This window comes from Micrococcus sp. 093350064-1 (assembly GCF_053627955.1).
In genome coordinates this window covers 1-17591 of sequence record NZ_JBSEYU010000013.1, presented here as the reverse complement: position 1 = coordinate 17591, position 17591 = coordinate 1, and the positions used below count along the sequence as shown (strand labels likewise).

General features: G+C 74.3%; 15 protein-coding genes and 1 rRNA gene. 6 read left to right on the top strand and 10 right to left on the bottom strand.

Annotation, left to right across the window (positions count from 1 at the left end; translation table 11 throughout):
• Positions 1-208: 208 nt before the first annotated feature.
• Positions 209-532, top strand: coding sequence for an ATP-binding protein (locus ACUW6W_RS10970; RefSeq protein ID WP_250202786.1), 324 nt, complete (start codon positions 209-211; stop codon positions 530-532).
• Positions 529-1245 (top strand): response regulator, encoded by a 717-nt coding sequence (locus ACUW6W_RS10965; RefSeq protein ID WP_063189207.1) that lies wholly within the window; start codon positions 529-531, stop codon positions 1243-1245. Before ACUW6W_RS10970 ends, ACUW6W_RS10965 begins: the two co-directional genes overlap by 4 nt.
• A 7-nt stretch (positions 1246-1252) precedes the next feature.
• Here ACUW6W_RS10965 and ACUW6W_RS10960 read toward each other — a convergent pair whose 3' ends face one another.
• Positions 1253-3208, bottom strand: a complete 1956-nt coding sequence (locus tag ACUW6W_RS10960; RefSeq protein WP_036315720.1) for an AMP-binding protein — start codon at positions 3206-3208, stop codon at positions 1253-1255.
• 216 nt (positions 3209-3424) lie between these two features.
• On the opposite strand from ACUW6W_RS10960, the gene ACUW6W_RS10955 reads away from it, so the two are divergent.
• From ACUW6W_RS10955 to ACUW6W_RS10940, 4 genes are read left to right on the top strand one after another with little or no spacing between them, the layout of a single operon-like run.
• A complete protein-coding gene (locus ACUW6W_RS10955) occupies positions 3425-4114 on the top strand; it encodes a GntR family transcriptional regulator (protein ID WP_020628108.1) in 690 nt (229 codons plus the stop codon).
• Entirely contained in the window at positions 4111-5637 is a 1527-nt protein-coding gene (locus ACUW6W_RS10950; protein WP_144786674.1) for an MmgE/PrpD family protein, read from the top strand. Before ACUW6W_RS10955 ends, ACUW6W_RS10950 begins: the two co-directional genes overlap by 4 nt.
• Entirely contained in the window at positions 5637-6575 is a 939-nt protein-coding gene (gene prpB / locus ACUW6W_RS10945; protein WP_036315724.1) for a methylisocitrate lyase, read from the top strand. The genes ACUW6W_RS10950 and prpB overlap by 1 nt, the downstream gene beginning before the upstream one ends.
• Before the next feature lie 56 nt (positions 6576-6631).
• Positions 6632-7777, top strand: a complete 1146-nt coding sequence (locus ACUW6W_RS10940) for a bifunctional 2-methylcitrate synthase/citrate synthase (RefSeq protein ID WP_036315727.1) — start codon at positions 6632-6634, stop codon at positions 7775-7777.
• A gap of 245 nt (positions 7778-8022) precedes the next feature.
• On the opposite strand, the gene ACUW6W_RS10935 is transcribed toward ACUW6W_RS10940, so the two are convergent.
• The 9 genes from ACUW6W_RS10935 to rrf form a co-directional block, all read right to left on the bottom strand.
• A complete protein-coding gene (locus tag ACUW6W_RS10935) occupies positions 8023-9732 on the bottom strand; it encodes a CTP synthase (protein WP_080695883.1) in 1710 nt (569 codons plus the stop codon).
• Between the two features lie 9 nt (positions 9733-9741).
• Positions 9742-10749: a site-specific tyrosine recombinase XerD gene (gene xerD / locus ACUW6W_RS10930; RefSeq protein ID WP_101966168.1), complete on the bottom strand. Its 1008-nt coding sequence runs from the start codon at positions 10747-10749 to the stop codon at positions 9742-9744.
• Positions 10746-11453, bottom strand: coding sequence for an NUDIX domain-containing protein (locus ACUW6W_RS10925; protein ID WP_101966169.1), 708 nt, complete (start codon positions 11451-11453; stop codon positions 10746-10748). The genes xerD and ACUW6W_RS10925 overlap by 4 nt, the downstream gene beginning before the upstream one ends.
• A gap of 41 nt (positions 11454-11494) precedes the next feature.
• Positions 11495-13237, bottom strand: coding sequence for a DNA repair protein RecN (gene recN / locus ACUW6W_RS10920; protein WP_036383274.1), 1743 nt, complete (start codon positions 13235-13237; stop codon positions 11495-11497).
• Positions 13234-14322 (bottom strand): NAD kinase, encoded by a 1089-nt coding sequence (locus tag ACUW6W_RS10915; protein ID WP_036383271.1) that lies wholly within the window; start codon positions 14320-14322, stop codon positions 13234-13236. Before ACUW6W_RS10915 ends, recN begins: the two co-directional genes overlap by 4 nt.
• Before the next feature lie 114 nt (positions 14323-14436).
• Complete coding sequence (locus ACUW6W_RS10910) at positions 14437-15279, bottom strand: TlyA family RNA methyltransferase (protein ID WP_073117428.1); 843 nt, start codon at positions 15277-15279, stop codon at positions 14437-14439.
• The gene (locus tag ACUW6W_RS10905) at positions 15272-16102 is read right to left on the bottom strand and encodes an HAD-IIA family hydrolase (RefSeq protein WP_049147786.1); all 831 of its coding nucleotides are present in this window, start codon (positions 16100-16102) and stop codon (positions 15272-15274) included. The genes ACUW6W_RS10910 and ACUW6W_RS10905 overlap by 8 nt, the downstream gene beginning before the upstream one ends.
• Positions 16099-17001, bottom strand: a complete 903-nt coding sequence (locus ACUW6W_RS10900; RefSeq protein ID WP_223247459.1) for a hypothetical protein — start codon at positions 16999-17001, stop codon at positions 16099-16101. Before ACUW6W_RS10900 ends, ACUW6W_RS10905 begins: the two co-directional genes overlap by 4 nt.
• A 519-nt stretch (positions 17002-17520) precedes the next feature.
• A 5S ribosomal RNA gene (gene rrf, locus ACUW6W_RS10895) occupies positions 17521-17591 on the bottom strand; the annotation flags it as partial.

The window sequence follows — 17591 nt, the reverse complement described above, 5'->3', positions numbered from 1 at the left end:
TCGTCGAGTCGGGCCGGCTGGAGACGGCCCGGGCCGTGCTGTCCCGCCGCGCCGCGGACGAGGAGGCCTCCGACGACGTCCTCGCCGCCCTGCTCGACGCGAAGGCCGCCCAGGCGCGTGAGCGGGGGGTGGCGCTGACCTGGTCCGCCGAGCTGACCGCGCCCGCCCCGCTGCGCCCGCTCGACCTGCTGACCGTGCTGGCAACCTGGTGGACAACGCCCTCGACGCCGCCGCCGCACCGGACCTGTCCGCGGCAGACCGGTGGGTCGACGTCGAAGTGGTCTCGGACGCCGCGGGCCTGGTGGTGCAGGTGGCCGACGGCGGCCCCGGACCCTCCGACGCGGACCGCCGCCGGCTCTTCGACCGGGGCTGGTCGACGAAGCCCGTCGGCGCCGCCGGACGCGGCATGGGGCTGTGGCTGACGCGGCGGATCGCGGAGGAGGCCGGCGGGGTCGTGGACGTCGCGACCGACTCGGGCACCGTGTTCACCGTCGAGGTGCCCCGCGAGCCCACACCCCAGGAGGAGACATGACCGCCCGCCCGTACCGGGTGCTCGTCGTCGAGGACGAGCAGCTGACGGCCGAGACCTACGTGGCGCACCTGGACCGGCTGCCGGGCTTCGAGGTGGCCGCGGTGGCCGGTTCCCTGCTGGCCGCACGGCAGGTCGCCGCGGCGGGCCTGCACGCCGACGGGCGCTTCCCGTTCGACGTCGTCCTGCTGGACATGAACCTGCCCGACGGGCACGGCCTGGACTTCCTGCGCCAACTGCGCGCGGCCGGCTTCCACGGCGGGGTGCTGGCGCTCACCGCGGCCACCGACCTGCCGGTGGTGCGCCGGGCCGTCGCGTACGGCGTGACGCAGTACCTCGTGAAGCCGTTCGGCTTCGACGAGTTCGCGGACCGGCTGGGCGGGTTCCGCGCCGCCGCGGCGATGCTGGCCGGCGACGGCGCCCTCGACGGCCAGGAGCAGGTGGACGCCGTCTTCCGCGTCTCCCGCGAGCGGCGCGCCGAGGCCCTGCCCAAGGGGCTGACCGAGGGCACCCTGCGCGAGGTGATGGACCTGCTGGGGGCGGATCCGGAGACCGCCCTGAGTGCGGCCGAGGTGGGCGAGCGCCTGGGCATCTCCCGTGTGACGGCCCGGCGCTACCTCGAGCACCTCGAGCGGATCCGCCGGGTGCGGCGCTCGGCCCGGCACGGCGGCCGCGGCCGGCCCGAGCAGGAGTACCGCTGGGCCGGCCGCACGTGAGCGGGGCTCAGCGGGCCGGGCGCAGCACCCCGGCCAGGGCCTCGAGCACGGCGGGGTCCTCGATGGTCGAGGGAACCGCGTACTCCTCGCCGTCGGCCATCTGCCGCATGGTCTTGCGCAGGATCTTGCCCGAGCGGGTCTTGGGCAGCGCGTCCACCACGACGACGTCGCGGAAGTCCGCCACCGGGCCCACCTCGCGGCGCACCGCCTGACGCAGCTCGTCCAGGAGCGCGGCCTCGGCCTCGGAGCCGGCCTCGGGCGTCTCGACGCCGGACTTGAGGACCACGTAGCCCGAGGGCCGCTGGCCCTTGAGCGGGTCCGCGATGCCGATCACGGCACATTCGGCCACCGCCGGGTGGGCGGCCAGGGCGGCCTCGAGGACGCCCGTGGACAGCCGGTGCCCGGAGACGTTGATGACGTCGTCGGTGCGGCCGAGCACGAACACGTAGCCGTCCTCGTCCACGACGCCGGAGTCACCGGTCGCGTAATGGCCGGGGAACGCGCTGAGGTAGGAGTCGATGTAGCGCTGGTCGTCGCCCCACAGGGTGGGCAGGGTGCCCGGGGGCAGCGGCAGCCGCAGGGCGATGTTGCCCTCGGTCCCGGCGGGCACGGGCTCGCCCAGGCCGTCCAGGACCACGAGATCGACGCCCGGCGAGGGCACCGAGGACGAGCCGATCTTCACCGGCAGCTGCTCCAGGCCCACCGGGTTCGCCGCGATAGCCCACCCGGTCTCGGTCTGCCACCAGTGGTCGATCACCGGCATGCCCAGCAGGCCCTCGATCCACCGCTGCGTCTCCGGGTCCAGGCGCTCGCCCGCGGCGAAGAAGTGCCGCAGGGAGGACAGGTCGTGGTCCTTGAGCAGCTCGCCCTCGGGGTCGGCGCGGCGGATCGCGCGCAGCGCCGTGGGGGCCGTGAAGAAGGAGCGCACGCCGTGGTCCTCGATCAGCCGCCAGAACGCGCCGGCGTCGGGCGTGCCCACGGGCTTGCCCTCGTACATGACCGTGGTGGCCCCGGCCAGCAGCGGGCCGTAGACGATGTAGGAGTGCCCCACGACCCAGCCCACGTCCGAGGCCGTGCACATCGCCTGCCCCGGACCGACGTCGTAGATGTGCTCCATGGTCCAGCGCAGGGCGACGGCGTGGCCCCCGTTGTCCCGGACGACGCCCTTCGGCTTGCCCGTGGTGCCCGAGGTGTAGAGCACGTACAGCGGGTCGGTGGCCTGCACCGGGACGCAGTCGGCCGGCTCGGCGGCCGCGACGGCCTCGCCCCAGTCCTCCCAGCTCGCGCCCCCGCGCCCGTCGGCGTCCGCGAGCGCGGTCTCGAAGCCCTCGCGGTGGTGGACCAGCACCGTGCGCACGGGGTGCGCGGCGGTCTCGAGCGCCTCGGCCACGGCGGGCAGGTATTCGACCCGGCGCTTGGGCTCGATGCCGCCGGAGCAGGTGAGCACGACGTCGGGGGCGGCGTCGTCGATGCGGGAGGCGAGCTCGCGCGGGGCGAAGCCGCCGAAGACCACGGAGTGCACCGCGCCGAGCCGCGCGCACGCCAGCATCGCGATGTGGGCCTGCGGGATCATCGGCAGGTACACGAGGACGCGGTCGCCCTTGCCGACGCCGCGCGCGGCCAGGGCGCCGGCCAGGCGGGCCACCGCGTCCGTGAGCTCGGCGTACGTGTAGCGGGTGACCTCACCGGTCATCGCGGAGTCGTGGATCAGCGCGACGGCGTCCCCGCGGCCCGCCTCGACGTGCCGGTCCAGGCAGTTGAAGGCGGTGTTCAGCTCGCCGTCCGGGAACCAGCGGTACAGAGGCGCGGCGGAGTCGTCGAGGGCGCGCGTGGGCGCGACGGTCCAGTCGATGGCGCGCGCCGCGTCGAGCCAGAACCCCTCGGGGTCGCGGAGGGAGCGGGCGTGGGCGTCGGCGTACGCGCCGGAGGGGCGGTCTTCGGCGGGGGCATCGTGGGTCGCCATGCGCCCAGGGTAGTGCCGTGGATCACAGGGGGCAAGGGATCTGTATACATTTCGTGCCCCGTCAGTGAGGCGTGGCGGCACGCGCGAGACCCGCGCCGGGGACGCACCACCCAGCCCCCGCACGCCGGACGACGCTCCCCGTGGACGGCGTCGCCCGGCACGCGCATCGGACACACCCCCTGCCCTCGGCGGGACTGTTGTGTATACACTGGCGGCATGCGAGCGAGTGAGCGGGCGTACCAGGCCCTGAGGGCGGAGATCCTCGACTGGTCCCTCCCTCCGGGCGCGGGCCTGGGCGAGGTGGAGCAGGCCGAGCGCCTGGGCATCTCGCGCACCCCTCTGCGCGAGGCGCTCTCCCGCCTGGTGGCCGACGGCCTGGCCGAGCAGGCCCCGGGCCGGGGCATCGTCGTCGCCGACCTGTCCCTCGAACAGGCGGACCAGCTGTTCGACCTGCGCATCGCCCTCGAGTCCCTCCTGGCGCGCCGGGCCGCGCAGCGGGCCACCCCGGAGGCGGCCGAGCGGTTCACGGTCCTCGCGGGCCGTTTCCAGGAGGCCGAGGCGGCCCTGCGCGGCGGGACCGACCCGGCGGACTACTACGCGATGACGGCCGAGCTGGACAGCCGGCTGGACGAGGCCGCCGCGAACCCCTACCTCGTCTCCACCCTGCGCACCCTGCGCCTGCACCTGGCGCGCCTGCGCCGACTGGCCGCGGACGACCCGGCCCGCCTCGCGGCCTCCGCCGCGGAGCACGCGGACATCGCCGACGCCGTCGGCTCGGGCGCCGCAGACCTCGCGGAGGCGACCACGCGGGTCCACCTGCACCACGCCTTCCACCATCTGACCCGGCGCGGCCGCGCCGAGGAGACCCCGACCCTGCTGACCCCCACCGAAGGAGACCGACCATGAAGAACCGTCACGTGCGCGTGCACCGCTCCGAGGAGAACCTCGAGCGCAAGGACCAGCTGGCCTGGAAGCTGGCCGAGGTGGCCGTCGACGACGTCGAGGTGCTGCCCGAGGTCGAGGAGATGATCATCAACCGGATCATCGACAACGCCTCCGTCGCGGTCGCCTCGCTGAAGCGCGGCCCGATCGTCGCCGCCCGCGCCCAGGCCCTGTCCCACCCGGTCTCCACCGGCGGTGCGGGCGCCTCCGTGTTCGGTGTGGAGCAGAAGGTCTCCCCCGAGTGGGCCGCATGGGCCAACGGCGTGGCCGTCCGCGAGCTGGACTACCACGACACGTTCCTGGCCGCCGAGTACTCCCACCCGGGCGACAACATCCCGCCGATCCTCGCCGTCGCCCAGCACACCGGCCGCTCCGGCAAGGACCTGATCCGCGGCATCGCCACCGGCTACGAGATCCAGGTGGACCTCGTGAAGTCCATCAACCTGTACGGCCACAAGATCGACCACGTGGCCCACATCGGCCCCTCCGCCTCCGCCGGCATCGGCACCCTGCTCGGCCTGGACACCGAGACCATCTTCCAGGCCATCGGCCAGGGCTTGCACACCACCACCGCCACCCGCCAGTCCCGCAAGGGCGAGATCTCCACGTGGAAGGCCCACGCCCCGGCGTTCGCCGGCAAGATGGCCGTCGAGGCCGTGGACCGCGCCATGCGCGGCCAGACCTCCCCCGTCCCGATCTACGAGGGCGAGGACGGCGTGATCGCCTGGCTGCTGGACGGCCCGGACGCCTCCTACGAGGTGCCGCTGCCCGAGCAGGGCGAGCCCAAGCGCGGCATCCTGGACACCTACACCAAGGAGCACTCGGCCGAGTACCAGGCCCAGGCCTGGATCGACCTGGCCCGCAAGCTCCACAGGGAGCACCCGGAGGCCACCGACCCGGCGAACGTCGAGTCGGTGCTGATCAAGACCTCGCACCACACCCACTACGTGATCGGCTCGGGCGCCAACGACCCGCAGAAGTACGATCCGACGGCCTCGCGCGAGACCCTCGACCACTCGATCCCCTACATCTTCACCGTGGCCCTGCAGGACGGCTCCTGGCACCACGTGGACTCCTACGCCCCCGAGCGCGCCCAGCGCGAGGACACCGTGGCCCTGTGGCACCGGGTGACCACCGTGGAGGACCCGGAGTGGACCCGCCGCTACCACTCGCTGGACCTCGCGGAGAAGGCGTTCGGCGGAGCGGTGGAGATCACCCTCAAGGACGGCACCGTCATCACCGACGAGATCGCCGTGGCCGACGCCCACCCGCTCGGCGCCCGGCCGTTCGCCCGCGAGCAGTACATCCAGAAGTTCCGCACCCTGGCCGAGGGCATCGTCTCGAAGGAGGAGCAGGACCGCTTCCTGGCCGCCGCCGAGCGCGTGGCCGAGCTGCAGCCCGGCGAGCTGGACCAGCTGAACATCCTGGCGGACCCGGCGTTCCTGTCCGAGGCCGACCTCGCCGCCGCCCCGAAGGGCCTGTTCTGATGCTGTACTCGACGAAGACGGCCGAACAGAAGCGGATCGACCTGCGGCAGACCCTGAAGCAGGGCGGCGCCCAGCAGTTCCCGGGCGCGTTCACCCCGCTGACCGCCAAGCTGATCCAGGAGAAGGGCTTCCCCGGGGTGTACATCTCCGGCGGCGTGCTCGCGAACGAGCTGGGCCTGCCCGACGTCGGGCTGACCACGCTCACCGAGGTGGCCGTGCGCGGCGGGCAGATCGCCCGCCTCACGGACCTGCCGTGCCTCATCGACGCGGACACGGGCTTCGGCGAGCCGATGAACGTGGCCCGCACGGTGCAGGAGTTCGAGAACGCCGGCCTGGCCGGCTGCCACATCGAGGACCAGTTCAACCCCAAGCGGTGCGGCCACCTCGACGGCAAGAACATGGTGGAGCTCGACACCGCGGTCAAGCGCATCGCCGCCGCCGTCCATGCCCGCCGGGACCCGAACTTCCTCATCATGGCGCGCACCGACCTGCGTGCCGTGGAGGGCCTGGACGCCGCGATCGCCCGCATGAAGGCGCTCGTGGAGGCCGGTGCGGACGCGATCTTCCCGGAGGCCCTGAAGGACATCGGCGAGTTCGAGACCGTGTGTCGCGAGCTGGAGCCCCTCGGGGTCCCGGTCCTGGCGAACATGACCGAGTTCGGCAAGTCCGAGCTGTTCACCCGCCGGCAGCTGGCCGACGCCGGCGTCGCGATGGTGATCTACCCGGTCACCCTGCTGCGCTCCGCGATGGGCGCCGCCGAGCGCGTGCTCCACGCCATCAAGGAGGAGGGCACCCAGCAGTCGCAGGTGGAGCAGATGCTCACCCGCGCCCGCCTGTACGAGCTGGTGGACTACGAGGGCTACAACGCCTTCGACACGGGCATCTTCAACTTCGACGTGCCCACGCTCGACATCGGCGCCAACCACGCCGACCTCTGACCCGTCACCGGGCCCGCCCGTGCGCGGGCGGGCCCCACTCCCCGAGGAGGGACACCATGACCGAGACCGAGATCAAGAAGGGCCTGGCCGGCGTCGTCGTGGACACCACGGCGATCTCCAAGGTCAACCCGGAGACGAACTCCCTGCTGTATCGCGGCTATCCCGTGCAGGACCTGGCCGCGCAGCTGCCGTTCGAGGCCGTCGCGCTGCTGCTCTGGACGGGTGAGCTGCCCACGGACGAGGAGCTGACCGCGTTCGAGCGCTTCGAGCGCACCCACCGTGCCCTCGACCCGAAGGTGAAGCAGGCCATCGACCTGCTGCCCACCGACTGCCACCCCATGGACGTCGGCCGCACCGCCGTGTCCGTGCTCGGCGCGAACCACCCGAAGGCGGAGGACTCCTCCCCCGAGGCCGAGCTGGAGAAGGCCCAGGCGCTGTTCGCGGCGTTCCCAGCCGTCGTCGCCTACGACCAGCGCCGTCGCCGCGGCCAGGAGGTGGTGGAGCCGCGTGAGGACCTGGACTACTCGCAGAACTTCCTGTGGATGACGTTCGGCGAGGAGGCCGCCCCGGAGGTCGTGGACGCGTTCCGCGTCTCGATGGTGCTGTACGCCGAGCACTCGTTCAACGCCTCGACCTTCACCGCGCGCGTGATCACCTCGACGCTCTCCGACCTGCACTCGGCCGTGACCGGTGCGATCGGCGCGCTCAAGGGCCCGCTGCACGGCGGCGCCAACGAGGCCGTGATGCACACCTTCGACGAGATCGGCATCCGGAAGGAGGAGTCCCGTGAGGACGCCGCCGCCCGAGCGAAGGCATGGATGGAGGACGCCCTGGCCCAGAAGAAGAAGGTCATGGGCTTCGGCCACCGCGTCTACAAGAACGGCGACTCCCGCGTGCCCACCATGAAGGCCGCACTGGACCGGATGATCGAGCACTACGGCCGCGAGGAGATGCTCGGCCTGTACGACGGTCTGGAGCAGGCCATGGACGAGGCCAAGCAGATCAAGCCGAACCTCGACTACCCCGCCGGCCCGACGTATCACCTCATGGGCTTCGACACCGAGCTGTTCACGCCGATCTTCATCGCCTCACGCATCACCGGCTGGACCGCCCACATCATGGAGCAGCGCGCCGCGAACGCGCTGATCCGCCCGCTCTCGGCCTACGACGGCCCCGAGCAGCGGGAGCTGCCGGCGGGCTGAGCCTCGTGAGGGGCGGTCGGGGCGACTTGTCGGAGGTGTAGACGCAGATCACCTCCGACACGTCGCCCCATTCGCTCGCGGCGCGGTGCCGCGTGCACGACGACGGCGGGTCGCCCCGGGTGGGGCGGCCCGCCGTCGTCGTGTCGTCATCGGTGCGACGCCCTCGCAGAGTGGTCACGACACGCCGCGTGCCGGGCGCGGCGACGGCGTGTCGTGACCACTGTGTCGGGCCGGTCGTCGGCCCCTCAGCGCCGGGCCGCCGCGTCGGCGCGGCGGGCCAGGCCGGCGGCGACGAGGCCGGCGAACAGCGGGTGCGGGCGGGTCGGCCGGGAGGAGAACTCCGGGTGGGCCTGCGTGGACACGTAGTACGGGTGCACGTCCCGGGGCAGCTCCACGAACTCCACGAGGGCGCCGTCCGGGGAGGTGCCGCAGATCGCGAGACCGGCCTCCTCGAGGCGGTCGCGGTAGGCGTTGTTCACCTCGTAGCGGTGGCGGTGGCGCTCGGTCACCTCGGTGGTGCCGTAGGCCTCGGCCACCACGGAGCCCGGGCGCAGGGTCGCGGGGAAGGCGCCCAGGCGCATGGTGCCGCCGAGGTCCCCCTCGCCGGCCACGATCTGCTCCTGCTCGGCCATGGTGGCGATCACGGGCGAGGCGGTCTCCGGGTCGAACTCGGTGGAGTCCGCGTCCTCCAGGCCGAGGACGTTGCGGGCGTACTCGATGACCATGGACTGCAGGCCCAGGCACAGACCCAGCGTCGGGATCCGCTGCTCGCGGGCGTGCCGCAGCGCGCCGAGCTTGCCCTCGAGCCCGCGCACGCCGAAGCCGCCGGGCACACACACGGCGTCGACGTCCGCGAGCGCCACCGCCGCGCCCTCGGGGGTGGCGCACTCGTCCGCGGCCACCCAGCGGATGCCCACCTTGGCCCGGTGGGCGAAGCCACCGGCGCGCAGCGCCTCGGTGACGGACAGGTAGGCGTCCGGCAGGTCCACGTACTTGCCCACGAGCGCCACCGTGAGCTCGTGCTCCGGGTGGTGCACGGCGTCCATGAGGGCATCCCACGCGGTCCAGTCCACGTCCTTGAACTTCAGGTCCAGGGACTGCACCACGTGGGCGTCGAGGCCCTGGTCGTGGATGACGCGGGGGATGTCGTAGATGGAGGGGGCGTCGGCGCAGTTGACGACGGCGTCCTGCGGGACGTCGCACATGCGGGCGATCTTGCCGCGGACATCGTCGGGGACGGCCCGGTCCGAGCGCAGCACGATCGCGTCCGGCTGGATGCCGATCGAGCGCAGGGCGGCCACGGAGTGCTGGGTGGGCTTGGTCTTGAGCTCCTGCGAGGGGCCGATGTACGGCACGAGGGAGACGTGCAGGAAGAAGACGTCGTCGCGGCCGACGTCCTGGCGGACCTGGCGGGCGGCCTCGAGGAAGGGCTGCGACTCGATGTCGCCGACGGTGCCGCCGATCTCCGTGATGATCACGTCCGGGGCGGGGCGGTCGCCGCGGGGCTCCGCGGGCAGGCGCATCCGGCGGCAGATCTCGTCGGTGATGTGCGGGATGACCTGGACGGTGTCCCCGAGGTACTCGCCGCGGCGCTCGCGGGCGATCACGGTGGAGTACACCTGGCCGGTGGTCACGTTGTCCAGGCCGTCGAGGTCCTCGTCGAGGAAGCGCTCGTAGTGGCCGATGTCCAGGTCCGTCTCGGCGCCGTCCTCGGTGACGAACACCTCGCCGTGCTGGAACGGGTTCATGGTGCCCGGGTCCACGTTGAGGTAGGGGTCGAGCTTCTGCATCACCACCCTGAGCCCGCGCGCCTTGAGCAGGTGGCCGAGCGAGGAGGCCGTGAGCCCCTTGCCGAGGGAGGAGGCGACACCGCCGGTCACGAACACGTGACGGGTGACGCGCGTGGACGTCTGAGTACGAGAAGTTCGTTTCACCACGGATTTTGAGCGTATCAGGTGCGGGGCTCAGCGCGCGCGCGGATGCGCGGCGGAGTAGACCTCGCGCAGGGAGTCCACGGTGACGAGGGTGTACACCTGCGTGGTGGTCACGGACGCGTGCCCGAGCAGCTCCTGGACCACGCGGACGTCCGCGCCGCCGGCCAGCAGGTGCGTGGCGAAGCAGTGGCGCAGGGTGTGGGGCGAGACGTCCGCCTCGAGGCCGGCGCGCTCGGCCGCCCGCTTCAGCACGGCCCACGCGGACTGCCGGGAGAGCCGGCCCCCGCGGGCGTTGACGAACAGGGCGGGCGTGGAGCGTGTGACTCCCGTCATGATCGTGGGCCGTCCCCGCACCAGCCATGCGTCGAGCGCGGCGGCCGCGTAGGAGCCGATCGGCACCACGCGCTCCTTGGACCCCTTGCCGAACAGGCGGACCACGGGCTGGCCGCCGTCGTCCCCGGTCTGCGCGAGCCCCACCACGTCGTCGACGTCGAGGCCGACCACCTCGGAGATGCGGGCGCCGGTGCCGTAGAGGAACTCGAGCAGCGCGCGGTCCCGCAGTCCGGCGGGGGTGTCGACGGGCACGGCCTCCAGCAGCGCCGTCACCTGCTCCACGGGGAGCGCCTTCGGCAGGCGGTCGCCCGGCTTCGGCGGGTGGACGTCGCGGGCGGGGTCGGCGGGCGTGAGTCCCTCGAGGGCCCAGAACCGGTGCAGGCCGCGCACGGCCGCGAGCACGCGGGCCGCCGAGCGGACCGCGAGGGGCCGCCCGCCGTCCTCGCCGGTGCCCAGCGCCCGCAGGAAGCCGGAGACGTGGCCGGGGTCGACGTCGGCGGGGGCGCGCACCCCGTGGGCTTCGAGCCAGCGGCGGTAGCGCTCGAGGTCGCGGCGGTAGGCGGCCAGCGTGTTCGCGGCGAGGCCCCGCTCGACGGCCAGGTGCTCCAGGTGGCGGCGGAACGGGGCCGCGAGCGCGGACTCCGCGCCCCGGCCCCCACGGGCCTCGGCCTCGCCGCTCCCCCGGGCGGCCGGGTCGGTGCTCACGCGGGCCAGTCCGCCCCGGGGCCGTGGCGGTCCGGGACGAAGGGGGCGTCCACGGGGCGCAGGCGCCGCCACCCCTGGGCGCGGTGGGCGCACAGGGCGAGGATCGCCACGACCGTGGAGGGGTTGTGCACGCGCCCATCCAGGACGGCGTCGGTCACCTCGTCGACGCCGACCCACACGAGCGGCATGGCGGCCTCCTCGTCCTGCCGGGTGTGCCGCTCGCCGTCGGGGATCTCTTCGATCTGACGGGCCAGGAACACGCGGATCGCCTCGCTGGAGCCGCCCGGGGTCGTGTAGTAGTCGACGAGGGTGTGCCACTCGAGGGCGCGCAGGTCGGCCTCCTCGGCCAGCTCACGGACGGCGACCTGGTGGAGGTCCTCCCCGTCCACGTCCCGCAGGCCCGCCGGGATCTCCCACAGCTCCATGCCCACGGGGTGGCGGTACTGGCGGACGAGGGCCACCTGCTCGCGGGGGCCGGTGGTGGTGAGCTTGGTGCGGACCGCGAGGATCGCCACGGCGCCCGGGTGCACCATCAGCTCCCGGGTCAGGGGATCCTGGGACTTGTCCGCCGGGTCCAGGCGGAACGACTCCCGGGCGATGTCCCACACTCGGCCTTCGTAGACGGTCTTCGACTTCTTCACCGGGCGGGGGACGTGCAGGTCGCGCAGGGGCGAGCGTCCCGCGGACGCGGGGATCTCAGGCATGGGGCGATCCTTTCATGTCGGGGCGGCGTCCGCGGACCGGGTCAGCCGCGTTCGCGGGCGGAGGACTCGAGCAGCTCCCGGGCGTGCTCGCGGGCCGCCGCGGAGTCCCCGTGCCCGGCGAGCATGCGGGCGAGCTCCTCGACCCGTTCGTCGGCCGTCAGCGTCACGACGTCGGAGGTGGTCACACCCGCGGCCGGGTCCGAGTTCTTCTCCACCCGCACGTGCCGGTCCGCGTAGGCGGCGACCTGGGGCAGGTGCGTCACGGCGATGACCTGCACGTGGCGGGCGAGCCGGGCCAGGCGGGCCCCGATCCGCACGGCGGCCTCACCGCCCACGCCGGCGTCGACCTCGTCGAACACGAAGGTGGGCACCGGGTCCGTGGCGGCCAGGACCACCTCGAGGGCGAGCATCACGCGGGAGAGCTCGCCGCCGGAGGCGCCGCGGCCCAGGGGCCGGGGCTCGACGCCCGCGTGGGGGCGCAGGGCGAGCGTGACGTCCTCAGCGCCGTACGGGCCGAGACCGTCCCCGGCGACCGGCGTCAGTCCCACGTGGAAGGAGGCGTCCGGCATGAACAGGGCGTGCAGCTCCTCGGTCACCGCGGTCTCGAGCCGCTCGGCGGCCGCGGTGCGCAGGGCGGTGAGGGTCGCGGCCCGTTCGCGCAGCGCGGCGTCGAGCCGGTCGACCTCCGCCTCGAGCTCCTCGAGGCGGCCGGAGTCGCCCTGCAGCTCGTCCAGGCGCGGACGCTGGGTCCGGGCCCAGTCGATCACGTCGGCGAGCTCCGGCCCGTAGAGCCGCTGCAGTCGTGTGAGCTCGGCCAGCCGCGACTGGGCCGCGTCGAGGTCGGAGGCCGCGTCGGCGTCCAGGTCAGCGGTGTAGCGGGCCAGGTCGCCGGCGATGTCCGTGAGCACGACGGCGGCCTCGGCCAGGCGCGCGGCCGCGGCGGCGAGCTCGGGGTCGTCGCCGGGGGCGGCGAGCACGGCCTGCTGCGCCGCCTCCACGAGGCTGACGGCGCCGGGGGTCTCGTCCATCGTGTCCACGTCGGGGCCGGCCAGTCGGGCGTGTGCCTCCCCGGAGGCGGCGCGCAGCTCCTCGACGTCCTCGAGCCGGCGGATGAGAGCCCGCAGCTCCTCGTCCTCGCCCTCCTGCGGCTCGGCGAGGTCGATCTCCTCGAGCGAGCGCTGGAGCGCCTCGGCTTCGCGGGCCCGCTCTTGGCGGTGGGCGGTGAGCTCCTCGCGCTCCCGACGCGCGGCGGTCCAGGCGGCGTGGTCCGCGCGGTAGGCGCGCAGGGCCGCGGCGAGCTCGGCGCCGCCGAACGCATCGAGGGCGTGCCGCTGGGCGTCGGCGCCCTGGAGGCGGACCTGGTCGTTCTGGCCGTGCACGGCCACGAGGGTCGCCCCGATCTCGGCGAGCAGGCCGACGGGCACGGTCCGCCCGCCGGCGGCGGCGCGCGAGCGGGTCCCCTCCCCGGACGCCGTGACGCTGCGGCTCAGGACGAGCTCCCGGACGCCCTCGTCGGCCTCGTCCAGCACGGCCCCGGCGTCCTCGGCGAGGGCGAGCGCGGCGTGCGCCTCGGGCAGGCGGACGCCGGCGTCCACGACGGCACGGGACGAGCCCCGGCGGACCGCGCCCGCGTCGGCGCGAGCGCCGAGCAGCAGGCCCAGGGCGGTGACCACCATGGTCTTGCCGGCGCCGGTCTCGCCGGTGACGACGGTGAAGCCGGGGTCCAGGTCCACGGTGGCCTCGCCGATCACGCCGAGCCCCGAGATCCTCAGATGGTCGATCATGCGTCCTCCCCGGGGTGACGCGCCCCGCGGTCGCGGTGGCGCTGGATGTCCGCGGGCGAGAGCACCGACAGCGGCATGGTGGCCGGTTCGACGACGTCGGGACGCGGCCCCGCGTGCCGCGGCTCGACGGTCTCCACCGCGTGGAGCACGCCCGCCCGCTCCTGGGCGGTGACGGGGCCGCGCCAGCCGTCCGTGGGCAGCCGGAACTTGCGCACGAGCCGTTCCGCGAAGGGCGTCGGGTTGAGACGGGCCAGGCGCACCGGCTCCGCCGACCGGGACACCTCGATCCGGGCCTGCGGCGGCAGTTCGACGGTGCGCCGGCCGTCACACCACAGCACACCGGTCTCGCGGGTGCGGGTGAGCACGTCCACGCCGATCGTGGAGCGCGGACCCACCACGAGGGGGCGGGTGAACAGGGCGTGGGCGCTGATGGGCACGCACAGCAGGGCCTCCACGGAGGGCCACACGACGGGGCCCCCGCCGGAGAAGGCGTAGGCGGTGGAGCCGGTGGGGGTGGCCAGGACGACGCCGTCGCAGCCGAAGGCCGTCAGCGGCGAGTTGTCCACGGAGACGACCACCTCGAGCATCCGCTCCCGGTGGGACTTCTCCACGGAGGCCTCGTTGAGGGCCCACGTGCGGGCCACCTCGCGGCCCTCCACGAGCACGACGACGTCCAGGGCCATGCGCTCGATCACCACGTAGGACTCCGAGGCGATCGCCTGGACGGTGCGGTGCAGGTCGGTGCGCTCGGACTCGGCGAGGAAGCCGACGTGGCCCAGGTTCACCGCCAGCAGTGGCACGTTGTGGCCGCGGACGAAGTCGGCCGCCCGCAGCACCGAGCCGTCGCCGCCGAGGACGAGGCCGAGGGTGATGTCCTCGAGCTCGCAGTCGACCCCGAGGGCCTCCGGCGCGAACTCCGGGGGGTCCCCCGCGGCCGCGCGGATGGCGGCCACGTCCTGTTCGAGCATGACGCTGACCAGGCCCTCCTCCGCGAACATGCGGGTGGCCTGCAGCGCCGCGCTGATGGCGTCCTCGCGGCCCGTGTGGGTCAGGACGAGGACACGACGTCCGGGGGTGTAGGGCATGGTTCCTTCCGCGAGCCGGGGTGCCGGGCACTGCGCTCCAGGATAGCCACGAGATCGGACACGCGAACCGGTGGCCCCGCGCCCGTGGACGGGCGGCGCCCCCCCGGACGCGGGTCAGGACCAGTCGATGTGGGCGCCCCGGACCCACCCGGCGGCGCGCTCGTCGGCGGGCGTGGCCGGGCTCGTCCTGCCGGCCGGGTCGTCGGCCGCGGTGGCGTCGGGGCGGTGGAGCCGCAGGAAGAACTCGGCGTTCCCGTCCTGGCCGGCCAGGCCGGATCGGGTGAGGCCGCGGGGGGCGAGGCCGGCGCCCAGCGCGGCCGCGGCCACCCCGGCGACGGCGTCGCGGCGGGCGTCCGGATCGGTGACGACGCCGGAGCGCGGCAGGGCGCGCCGCCCGACCTCGAACTGGGGCTTGACCATGAGCAGCAGCTCCGCGCCGGGTCGGCACACGCCCGCGAGCGGGGCGAGGACGAGGCGCAGCGAGATGAAGGACAGGTCGGAGACCACCAGGTCCACCGGACCGTCGATGTCCTCGGCCCTGAGGTCGCGGACGTTGAGCCCCTCGCGCACGAGGACGCGGGGGTCGGCCTGGACGGGCGGGGCCAGCTGGTCGTGGCCCACGTCGACGGCGGCCACCCGTTCGGCGCCCCGCTCGAGGAGGACCTGGGTGAATCCGCCGGTGGAGGCCCCGGCGTCGAGCGCCCGGCGGCCGGCCACGGCGACGTCCGGGAATGCCTCGAGCGCGCTGACGAGCTTGTGGGCCGCACGGGAGACGTACCGCGGGCCCGGGTCGCGCAGGCGCAGCGTGGCGTCGGCGGCCACGCGGTCGGAGGGCCGGCGCACCGGGCGGCCGTCGAGGAGGACCTGCCCCGCGCGGATGAGCGCCGCGCCCTCCGTGCGGGAGCGGGCCAGGCCCCGGGCGGCCAGGGCGACGTCGGCGCGTGCGGTCTCAGCCACGCCGTGGGTCCGCGAAGGCCTCGGCCCCGCCGGCGAGCAGAGCGGGCAGGTGCGCACGGACCCACGTGGGCCGGTCCGGCCCGGGGGCGGCGGCCGCGGTCTCGCGCGTGTCGATGCCGGTCAGGACGAGCACCGTGTCGAACCCCGCCGCGTTGCCGCCGCGGATGTCCGTGTCCAGGCGGTCGCCGACCACGAGGGGACGGGCCAGGCCGAGGGCCTCGGCCGCCGTCCGGAACAGTCGTGGCTCGGGCTTGCCCGCCGCGACGGGCGCGGTGCCGGTGGCCCGGCCCACCGCCTCGACGAGGGCCCCGTTGCCGGGGGCGATCCCCTCCGCGCGCGGGATCGAGGTGTCCAGGTTGGTGGCGACCCAGGTGGCCCCGGCGCGCACGGCGTACGCCGCCTCCGCCAGATCGGCCCAGCCGAGACCGGGGTCGAAGCCCTGGATCACCGCGTCGGGACGCTGCGCCGCGGACGCGACCACCTCGTAGCCCCGCTCCTCGACCACGGCGCGCAGGTACGCCGAGCCGACCACGAGCACCCGGCCGGTGCGGCGGCCGAGCGTCTCCTCGAGCAGGTCGACGCCCGCCGGTGCGGAGCCGAAGACCTGCCCCGCCTGCGCGGGCACCCCGAGCGTGCGGAGATGCTCGGCCACAGACTCCGGCGCGCGGGAGGCGTTGTTCGTCACGAACCCGACCGGCACGCCCCGTTCCTGCAGCGTCGACAGCGTCTCGACCGCCCCGGCGATCGCGCCGCCTCCGGCGTAGACGACGCCGTCCAGGTCGCACAGCAGCCCGTCGTGACCGGCGAAGAACGTGGCGCTCACCGCTCGTCCGCCTCCGGGGCCTCGAGGGCGTCGAACAGCGACAGCTGGTTCGGGTCGACCTCGTCCGGCGCGTCGACGGCGGCCGGCGGCTCTGCGGCGGCCTCCGGCCGGGGCGCCTCGGTCGGCTCCGTGGCGGCCTCCGGCTCCTCGGCCGGGGATCCGTCCGCCGTCGGCTCCGCACCGGCCTCGGCCGCATACCGCTCGTGGCGCCGTTCGCGGGGGGACGGGCGGCGGTCCCGGGGGTCCTCGACCGGCTCGGTGTCCACGTCGATGATCTCCGGGTCCGCGAACCCGCCCACGCCGAGGGCCTTCTCCGCGACGCGCACGGCACGCGCCCAGAGCCGAGCCTCGTCGCGGCGCCCCAGGGCGAGCAGCACGTCGGCCTGACGCTGGAACAGCCGGGGAGAGAAGGGGTAGCCGCGCCGCCGGTCCAGTTCCGGGATCTGCAGGGCCTCATGGGCACCCTGAAGGTCGCCGGCATCCTCGCGGATGCCGGAGACGACCATGGCCAGCTCGGCCCGCGCCGCCCGGTCCAGACGCGAGGCATCCACCTCGGCGGCCAGCTGCAGGGCCTTCTCCGTGCGGCCGAGGGCACGCTCGCTGTCCACCTGCGCGGCGATGTGGGTGTCATCGCCCGTCATACGCCGGTAGGTGCGGAACTCGCGCAGCGCGTCGGCGTACTCCCCCGCCGCGTAGGCGGTGAGCGCGACTGCCTCGCGCACGCGTGAGAGGCGGCCGCCCTTGCGGGACGCGGCGAGGGCGTGCTGGAACGCCAGCGCCGGGTCGACGTCCAGGTAGCGGCCGGCCATCACGAGATGCTTGGCGACCCAGCTGGCAGGACGCTCGTCAAGGCCGTTGATCTCCTTGAGCGTGCCGCGGTCGAGCTCCTGGCCCGTCACGTCCGGGTCGATGTCCGGAGAGCGCTCCTGGTCCGCACGATTCGCCGCTCGGAGGTCACCGGGATTGTGCGCGGGTCGTTCGGCGCGGTCCTCGCGACGAGGGCCCGTCGGCGCACCGCGGCGCTCGGGGCGTCCGCCCCCCTGGCCCGGGCCGCGCCGCCGGTCCTCGTGAGGCCCGCCGGAGCGGCGCCGGTCACCGGCACCGCTGCGAGGACGTCCGTCGCGGTCACCACCACGACGCCGGCCATCACCGCCACCACGGGGCCCGCGGCCCTCGGATCCGCGGTCCTCGCGGCGCTCTCGGGGGGTGTCCTCAGCCATGGTGTCCTTCCTGGGCGTCACGCCGCGACGGTCCGCGGGAACGCGGTCTCTGTTCCTCATGTGCCGGCCTCGCGGCCGGGTCCTCAGGGGACCAGGCTAGTGCCCGGAGCCTGTGGCAGACCGTCCTTGCGGGGAAAACAGTCCAGAAATGCGGGAAGGGCCTCGCACCCAACGGTGCGAGGCCCTCCCTCAAAGAATGTCCGGCGGCGACCTACTCTCCCACAACCTCCCGGCTGCAGTACCATCGGCGCTGTGGGCCTTAGCTTCCG

Coding starts and splice junctions, on each gene's coding strand:
- ACUW6W_RS10965 (WP_063189207.1), top strand. CDS start 529: ATGACCGCCCGCCCGTACCGGGTGCTCGTCGTCGAGGACGAGCAGCTG.
- ACUW6W_RS10960 (WP_036315720.1), bottom strand. CDS start 3,208: ATGGCGACCCACGATGCCCCCGCCGAAGACCGCCCCTCCGGCGCGTAC.
- ACUW6W_RS10955 (WP_020628108.1), top strand. CDS start 3,425: ATGCGAGCGAGTGAGCGGGCGTACCAGGCCCTGAGGGCGGAGATCCTC.
- ACUW6W_RS10950 (WP_144786674.1), top strand. CDS start 4,111: ATGAAGAACCGTCACGTGCGCGTGCACCGCTCCGAGGAGAACCTCGAG.
- prpB (WP_036315724.1), top strand. CDS start 5,637: ATGCTGTACTCGACGAAGACGGCCGAACAGAAGCGGATCGACCTGCGG.
- ACUW6W_RS10940 (WP_036315727.1), top strand. CDS start 6,632: ATGACCGAGACCGAGATCAAGAAGGGCCTGGCCGGCGTCGTCGTGGAC.
- ACUW6W_RS10925 (WP_101966169.1), bottom strand. CDS start 11,453: ATGCCTGAGATCCCCGCGTCCGCGGGACGCTCGCCCCTGCGCGACCTG.
- recN (WP_036383274.1), bottom strand. CDS start 13,237: ATGATCGACCATCTGAGGATCTCGGGGCTCGGCGTGATCGGCGAGGCC.
- ACUW6W_RS10915 (WP_036383271.1), bottom strand. CDS start 14,322: ATGCCCTACACCCCCGGACGTCGTGTCCTCGTCCTGACCCACACGGGC.